Origin of the sequence: Yersinia vastinensis (assembly GCF_902726565.1) — a bacterium.
Lineage (GTDB): Bacteria > Pseudomonadota > Gammaproteobacteria > Enterobacterales > Enterobacteriaceae > Yersinia > Yersinia vastinensis.
This window is the reverse complement of the sequence record NZ_CACVAF010000003.1, coordinates 452,565-459,411: the sequence shown is the minus strand read 5'-3', so window position 1 is coordinate 459,411 and position 6,847 is coordinate 452,565. Positions and strand designations below refer to the sequence as shown.

Genomic DNA, 6,847 nt, shown 5'->3' with positions numbered 1-6,847 from the left:
ATATTATATAATAACATTTATTATTCATTAATGGACATGTTTTTGTAAGTATGGGTGATGGTGGTTTCTGAATGTATGCTGCTTTAATAAAAACTATCGATTATGTGTTTTTTTATATCAAGATTCTTAATTTAAATACAATTAAGAATCTTGATATTTAATCTATATTAACTTTATGTGGTAAAATGTTTATGATAAGGTGTGAGTATTCAATTGATTTTTTTATGATTCTTCACTATGCCAGAAATAAAAATTTAATTAATCTATTATTAAGTTAAAAGCCACTATATTTATAAAGGATTAGAATAGATATTGATACTCATTGACCTGTTCACCGTTGGCTAACATACCACCATGTTAGGTTCGCCTATCGTCCAGAACAACCTTGGTTATGTATCTGCTTAGTGCCAGGAGCGGACATTTCAAAGTGGAATTGCAATCGCTACTTCCCGAACTTTAAGAGCATCAGTTGTGTTACTAAGAAGTCTCAGTAACATCCTATTATAAAACACATGTATACGCTGTAATTTGTTGAAAATAGGAACGTTAGGTAGTGATTTCTCAGTTAACGCATGAGGTGTTATTGGGAAGTCTACATATTGACTGTTATATCTCATGTGAAATATAGTGCCTAATAGCGGTATTCTAACTTATTATTTCGGCCTTTTAACATACTGAATATCAAGAGTTAAAGAGATGAGTGTATTTGAGAGTTTCAAGTTATTAAAAGCGGATATGGTTGCAAATGGCTGGGTTATAGAAGCATTCCCTTTCAATTACAAAAACCGTGATTATATTGTGTTGGCTAAACTGTACGAAGATGGAGGAAAAAAGCCGAAATACGCTTTGATGAAAGTAGAGATATTGAAAAGTGAAGAAATTAATGAGCGACTAGTTTCAGCTGTAAACGCAAATGGATTCATGATCGAAGCGAAGCTGTTAAGAGCTTTTTTTGATATAGAGTATGACGAAAATCTTGGAGAGTTATTGGGTCAGTTTAATGAGTATTTTTCTCAGTTTATTCCAACTCATGTAACTTTAGGTAAAAGTCCACATATTGAGGAAGCAATGGTGATATCTCTATCAAATAGTGATAGCCAAGATCCTAATAAGCGCTTCTGTTATGGTGTTATGAGAAATTCAGATGGACGACAAAGAACTCCTTTCAATGACAATAAAACTAGATTGCTAAGACCCACTTTGCACCCAGAGTTCAGTAGTGATCTATCTATAAGCTTTTGCTACTCAACTGATGCTAATGATCACAAATCTGATGCAATAATAATTCAAAATTTTTCTAACAGATGAACTTGGATAACTTATTGAGGGGAATATAACAAAACGCTTAGCACGTTCCCTTCGGTCACTGGGACAGCCACGCAGAGGGCTTCACGATTAAGCCGCAACGTCACTGTCTGTTAGCTTAGCATTATAATTTTAAGGGGGTTGCGTGAACATTCTGGGGATTAGAGTAAACCATGTTCAATCGTTATTGCGATATATGATTCAGACGAAAATGCTATCGTAAACGTTGAAGAAATTAAAATGCCAAAAACCCTACCAACGCCTGAGACTCTAAAATATATTAGAAGCACGGCGTTAGCGTCCGCTGATTGCTCATAGCAGACCGAGATCAGCACACATTGTTCCGTTCTGTGCCAGAAGCGGACTGTTGATAGTTCATGGCGCTCCTTAAGAACCGCTTAGTCGGGAGGGTTAACAGCTTATTGGATCCGCCTTACCTCGGGATGCCGCACTGTGGCGGCTTCATGGAAAATATCATCAAGCCAGCCGGGGATTTCTGTTTCACTAAGATCGTCAGGGATAATGACATCATAGAGTCGGGATGATTTTTGTTCTGTTAAATCAATTCGATAAACCAGCCAGCGGCCGCCTTCACGCTGAACGCCGATGTGCCTGCCAAAAACATCGTAAATCATCATTTTTAATTTGCTTACCTAATTTGGGTGAACCTAGTTATTACCTTATCAAACGGCTTGCATATATGCTGGGCTTTGTTGGTATCGCTTCATGAGGATGCGCTGACCGATACAACGTCCGCTTCATGCCCTGAGACATTCGACAAGCTTTTTGGCCTGCCTACCTTGCTTTGATAGCCATATTGATGTTGTACTGATATGGCTTTGTACCCGCTGGCAATGTCTGATTTTTGTACGGATTTTCGTATGTGGGTACAAGTGCGGGTACAAATATCTTTAACCTGAAATAAATTACATTGATATCAATTTGTTAATTGTGATTGGCGAGTCCGGCCTTCTCCCTTATCCGCCAGCACCGCTTTTGGACGGGATTTCAGACAACCACTTGTATGAATAATACCAATCTGGTTGAGTAAGGTTTTCGCATATTGACTTTCGTGGGCCTGCCCACCGCTCAAGCAGAAGCTGGGGGGTAAACCTGCGGCATCTGTCGCCAGATGGATTTTTGTGCCAATACCGCCGCGAGAGCGACCTAGCTCATGATTATCGGGTTCATCGGGATTTTTTTCGATCCGACTGCCGCTTTCAGTGCTCAAATGTTACTGCCATCAGGTGCGATAACACCCCAGTCAATTAACGACGTTTCATCCAAAATATGTAGTAATTTATTGAAAATACTATTTATTTTTCAGGTTTTAGACCACCAATGAAAGCGGTTGAAAATAGTTTTCCAGTGACCATAGCGTTCGGCTAAACCTCGCCATGGAACATCGGAGCAAAGAACCCCAAAATACCATTCATGACGTGCTTGTGTGCAAAGTTGGAGCGTCCGCCTCTGGAAGTGCCTTTTTCAGGTGGTAGCATGCGTGAAATCAGCGCCCAAGTATCATTCGGAAAATCGTAACGAGCCAAATTGAAGGGCTTTTGCAGTTAAACCATGTGCTAGATTGAACAAAAAATAGTTAAGGGACACACTCTAGGGTGGGTCGAAATATATCTCTGATCATATCTTATCCTTAATATGTTTTTATATATTCCGCATTGCTTACTGTATCAGGACATATAAATACCACCTTTAAAAAATGCTATATATCAACACTGAAAATTAACTTATTAAAAGGAACTATTTGACCGTACGGCAAATACCACCTGTACATAAAGCAAAATTTTAAAATTAAGGGGCAGGTCAAATTCTTGTTGATAAAATTAAATTTTGTATTGTCATCTTAGTGATAAATGAGTTAATAAATAAGAAAAACTTTATCAAAAAATAACAGGAAAACGACTCTTTTGAATTCGTATCAGACAACTCCATGATGGAACGTAATCATATACAGAAAATCAGAGCTGGCGAGAATGTGTTGTCAGCGGTAACCTGCCGTATAGAGTGGATATTCGATACCTTTTCTCAGGTTTGCCTGTCTTTTTCCGGCGGTAAAGACTCAACCGTTCTGTTTCATCTCGTCGCCACGATTGCCCGCAGGAAACGTCGGCGTTTCTCTGTTCTGTTTATCGACTGGGAGGCGCAGTATCAGAACACAATTGAACATGTGCAGAAAATGCAGGAATTGCACCGTGATGTGACGGAGACATTTTTCTGGGTGGCACTCCCACTGACTACTGTGAACGGCGTTTCACAGTTTCAACCCGAGTGGGTGTGCTGGGAACCGGACATGGAGTGGGTTCGGCAGCCACCGGAAGATGCCATTACCGATATGACATATTTTCCCTTTTATCGATATGCCATGACATTTGAAGAGTTTATCCCGGCATTTTCAGCCTGGTTCACGCAGAATCAGTGTGGTGTAGCTGTGCTGACCGGTGTTCGTGCGGATGAATCCTTGAACAGGTTTCTAGGCCTTACTTGCCAGCGTAAGCTTCGCTATGCGGATGACAAACCTTGGACCACCGCCTCGCCCGCGGGCTTTTATTATACGATGTATCCTCTGTATGACTGGAAAGCCCGGGACATCTGGATTTATCACGCCCGAACAGGTGCTATTTATAATCCGTTGTATGATCTGATGTATAGGGCCGGTGTTCCCCTGCGTAATATGCGTGTCTGTGAACCGTTTGGACCCGAACAGCGCCTTGGACTATGGCTTTACCATGTTCTGGAGCCGGAGACTTGGGGCAGAATGTGTGCCCGTGTATCCGGAGCGGTCAGCGGGGCTATCTATGCCAATGAAAGTGGCGCTTATTTTGCCTTGCGCAAACGTATCTCCAAACCGGCACATCATACCTGGCGCAGCTATGCCATGTTTCTGCTGAATGCCATGCCAGAAAAAACGGCTGAACATTACCGGAACAAGATAGCGGTATATCTGCGCTGGTCTCAAACGCACGGTTACCCGGACGATATTCCAGATGAACAGGATAATGATCTGAGAAGCAAGGATATCCCCTCCTGGCGGCGAATATGCAAGACGTTGATTAAAAATGATTTCTGGTGCCGGACTCTGTCCTTTAGCCCTAATAAACCCCGGCATTACGAACGTTATCGGGAGCGTATGAAACAAAGGAGGAAAGAATGGGGGATAATGTGACCTTGGAGCAGATAGCCGAATTAATTACCCGGTATTTCAGCCAGCATGAATCTGATGAAGAAAAGGTCGCTGCCATGAATTATCTCCGTACAACACTTCATGAACTCAGTCCTTTTACCCGGGAGCCAGTAGACCTAGTGCTATGGGTGAAAGCCGATGCAGTAGTGGCCAATGATTACAATCCCAACATTATGGCGGCAGGTGAGAAAAAACTACTACAGCGCTCACTGCAGGAGGACGGCTTTACTCAGCCCGTCGTAGTCTCCGAAGATAAAGGGAATTATCTGGTTGTGGATGGTTTTCACCGACAGTTACTGGGCAGACGCGAGTCCGGAGCAGGAGAGCGTCTGAAAGGTTGGCTTCCTGTCACCTGTATCAATCCTGAACGGAAGGGACAGGCTGAGCGGATAGCTTCTACCATCAGGCATAACCGTGCCAGGGGAAAACATCAAATAATGTCCATGTCAGATATTGTCAGGGACCTAGCTCGGCTCGGATGGACGGATGAGCGTATTGGTCAGGAACTGGGTATGGACAGAGACGAGGTTCTGCGTCTGAAACAGATAAGCGGGCTTACCGAACTGTTTGAAGAAGAGGACTTCAGCCCTGCCTGGACGGTTCGCTAAAATGTGAACAGTACATTCAATAGTATTGGTATTTTACGCTTGGAGACGTGATTAACGAAGGAAGCAAAAAGGCTTTTCTCAGATTGAAACATACACATTAAAGCGCTCCGGTTTTCCTGGAGAGTATTTTTGCCTGAGTAATCAGGTTGCCACTCTACGTCACTCAGTCGCTGTGTATAAGGCAGCGACACATATTATGACCCTTTGTTGCTGTGATGGATGGCCCCGTTCATGTGTCTGGCCCACATCGCATGTTCCAATGCATCTAGGGCGAACGAAGTTTCCATCGCGGATGAGACCCGCCAACCGACTCACTGTTCCTGTCATTGCGGGAATGGCCTTTTTGTTTATTCCACGGGGCACCAACCCACATAGCAATAGTGTGTATTGATGTTGTTCACTAAGCAGAAGTAACGGTTTTTTGTGATCAGCTAGCGATTTTATCGTGATCATACTTGTATGGTAGTATGCGAGTTGAGTAAATTCTTTACATCGCAAAAGAGATGTAAGGAACAAAAAATGAAGATTGTAGCGGCTGAAGTCTTTGTCACCTGTCCAGGGCGTAACTTTGTCACCCTGAAAATTACGACCGAAGATGGTATTACCGGTTTAGGTGACGCGACGTTGAATGGGCGTGAACTGTCTGTTGCGTCGTACCTGAAAGATCACCTGTGTCCTCAGCTTGTCGGCCGTGATGCGCATCGTATCGAAGATATCTGGCAGTTCTTTTACAAAGGCGCTTACTGGCGTCGTGGTCCAGTCACCATGTCGGCTATCTCTGCTGTCGATATGGCGCTGTGGGATATCAAAGCGAAAGCGGCCAATATGCCACTGTATCAATTGTTAGGTGGTGCATCCCGCGAGGGGGTTATGGTTTATTGCCATACCACCGGCCATACCGTTGATGATGTGTTGGAAGATTACGCACGTCATAAAGAGATGGGGTTTAAAGCAATCCGCGTGCAGTGCGGTGTTCCGGGCATGAAAACGACTTACGGTATGTCGAAGGGGAAAGGGCTGGCTTACGAGCCTGCAACCAAGGGGCAATGGCCGGAAGAACAGTTGTGGTCAACCGAGAAGTACCTCGACTTTACACCAAAACTGTTTGAAGCCGTACGCAATGAGTTCGGCTTTAATGAGCACCTTTTGCACGACATGCATCACCGCCTGACGCCCATTGAGGCTGCGCGTTTTGGTAAGAGCATCGAGGACTATCGGCTATTTTGGATGGAAGATCCGACACCTGCTGAAAATCAGGAGTGTTTCCGCTTGATCCGTCAGCATACCGTCACCCCAATCGCTGTTGGTGAAGTCTTTAACAGCATATGGGATTGCAAGCAGTTGATTGAAGAACAACTGATTGACTACATCCGTACCACGATTACCCACGCAGGCGGTATCACCGGCATGCGCCGTATTGCTGACTTCGCCTCCTTATATCAGGTTCGTACAGGTTCGCATGGCCCGTCCGACCTCTCTCCAGTTTGCATGGCTGCTGCTCTGCACTTTGATCTGTGGGTACCCAATTTCGGTGTTCAGGAATACATGGGATATTCCGAACAAATGCTGGAAGTCTTTCCACACAACTGGACGTTTGATAACGGCTATATGCATCCGGGAGATAAGCCAGGCCTCGGTATTGAGTTCGATGAAAAACTGGCAGCGAAATATCCGTATGAACCAGCCCATTTACCCGTGGCCCGTCTGGAAGATGGCACGTTGTGGAACTGGTAAT

At 44.0% G+C, this 6,847-nt stretch carries 5 protein-coding genes and 1 pseudogene; 4 read left to right on the top strand and 2 right to left on the bottom strand.

The annotated features are described in order from the left end of the window. Positions 1-696 precede the first annotated feature (696 nt). On the top strand, positions 697-1,308 hold the full coding sequence (locus HUZ92_RS06825) for a DUF6037 family protein (RefSeq protein ID WP_145579629.1): 612 nt from the start codon (positions 697-699) through the stop codon (positions 1,306-1,308). A 416-nt stretch (positions 1,309-1,724) separates the two neighbouring features. On the opposite strand, the gene HUZ92_RS06820 is transcribed toward HUZ92_RS06825, so the two are convergent. Continuing rightward, positions 1,725-1,943, bottom strand: a complete 219-nt coding sequence (locus HUZ92_RS06820) for a DUF7661 family protein (RefSeq protein WP_145579630.1) — start codon at positions 1,941-1,943, stop codon at positions 1,725-1,727. 335 nt (positions 1,944-2,278) lie between these two features. Then, positions 2,279-2,852: pseudogene (locus HUZ92_RS21090) on the bottom strand (IS5 family transposase); the annotation flags it as partial. Positions 2,853-3,253: 401 nt separating this feature from the next. On the opposite strand from HUZ92_RS21090, the gene HUZ92_RS06810 reads away from it, so the two are divergent. From HUZ92_RS06810 to rspA, 3 genes are all read left to right on the top strand, one after another. Next, positions 3,254-4,486, top strand: coding sequence for a phosphoadenosine phosphosulfate reductase (locus HUZ92_RS06810; protein WP_128451337.1), 1,233 nt, complete (start codon positions 3,254-3,256; stop codon positions 4,484-4,486). After that, positions 4,471-5,112, top strand: coding sequence for an IbrB-like domain-containing protein (locus HUZ92_RS06805; protein ID WP_050140922.1), 642 nt, complete (start codon positions 4,471-4,473; stop codon positions 5,110-5,112). The genes HUZ92_RS06810 and HUZ92_RS06805 overlap by 16 nt, the downstream gene beginning before the upstream one ends. Positions 5,113-5,631: 519 nt before the next feature. After that, the gene (gene rspA / locus HUZ92_RS06800; RefSeq protein WP_050295901.1) at positions 5,632-6,846 is read left to right on the top strand and encodes a starvation-sensing protein RspA; all 1,215 of its coding nucleotides are present in this window, start codon (positions 5,632-5,634) and stop codon (positions 6,844-6,846) included. The last annotated feature ends 1 nt before the right edge of the window (position 6,847 follow it).